Here is a 1,186-nt window from a genome sequence, read left to right on the forward strand (position 1 = left end):
AATGGCGAAGAGCAAGTTTGAACGAACAAAACCGCATGTTAATATTGGTACGATTGGTCACGTTGATCATGGGAAGACCTCGTTGACAGCAGCGATTACGAAATATTTTGGTGAATTTAAAGCCTATGACCAAATTGATGCTGCGCCAGAGGAGCGCGCACGTGGAATTACTATTTCTACAGCACACGTTGAGTATGAAACGGAAAATCGTCACTATGCGCACGTTGATTGTCCGGGACACGCTGATTATGTGAAAAACATGATCACAGGGGCAGCACAGATGGATGGTGCTATTTTGGTTGTTTCAGCAGCTGATGGTCCAATGCCTCAGACACGTGAGCATATTTTGCTTGCGCGTCAGGTTGGTGTTCCAGCAATTGTTGTTTTTCTTAATAAAGTTGATCAGGTTGATGATGCAGAACTTTTGGAGCTTGTAGAGCTTGAGGTTCGGGAACTTTTATCCAAGTATGATTTCCCAGGTGATGATATACCAATTGTTAAGGGTTCTGCGTTGGCAGCTCTTGAAGATAAGGATAAAAGCATTGGTGAAGATGCTGTTCGTCTTTTAATGAGTGAAGTTGATAATTATATTCCAACCCCTGAACGTCCTGTTGATCAACCATTTTTGATGCCGATAGAAGATGTATTTTCGATTTCGGGTCGTGGAACCGTTGTTACGGGTCGTGTTGAGCGTGGTGTTATTAAAGTTGGAGAGGAAATCGAGATTATCGGTATTCGTCCAACATCTAAGACGACGGTTACAGGTGTTGAAATGTTCCGCAAGCTTTTAGATCAAGGTCAAGCGGGTGATAATATAGGAGCTCTTCTACGTGGTGTTGATCGTGAAGGGATTGAGCGTGGTCAAGTATTGGCAAAGCCAGGATCCGTTACGCCTCATACGCGTTTTAAAGCAGAAGCTTACATTTTGACAAAAGATGAAGGTGGACGTCATACACCATTTTTCACGAATTATCGTCCTCAGTTTTACTTCCGTACGACGGATGTTACAGGTATTGTTACACTTCCAGAAGGAACGGAAATGGTTATGCCAGGTGACAATGTTGCGATGGATGTTTCGTTGATCGTTCCGATAGCGATGGAAGAGAAACTTCGTTTTGCTATTCGTGAAGGTGGTCGTACTGTTGGTGCCGGTATCGTCTCTAAGATCATTGAATAAATAATGCTT

Annotated in this window: 1 protein-coding gene; it reads left to right on the forward strand. The window is 43.2% G+C overall.

Going from position 1 to position 1,186, the window contains the following annotated elements; genetic code table 11:
- The first annotated feature begins 1 nt into the window (after window position 1).
- Window positions 2-1,177, forward strand: coding sequence for an elongation factor Tu (tuf, locus tag ACFILA_RS09535; RefSeq protein WP_012755022.1), 1,176 nt, complete (start codon window positions 2-4; stop codon window positions 1,175-1,177).
- Window positions 1,178-1,186 lie beyond the last annotated feature (9 nt).

Source organism: Bartonella sp. CL71SXKL, assembly GCF_042194935.1.
Lineage (GTDB): Bacteria > Pseudomonadota > Alphaproteobacteria > Rhizobiales > Rhizobiaceae > Bartonella.

Bases quoted from the DNA above. Each gene is read 5' to 3' on its own strand.
- tuf (WP_012755022.1), top strand. From the start codon at position 2: ATGGCGAAGAGCAAGTTTGAACGAACAAAACCGCATGTTAATATTGGT.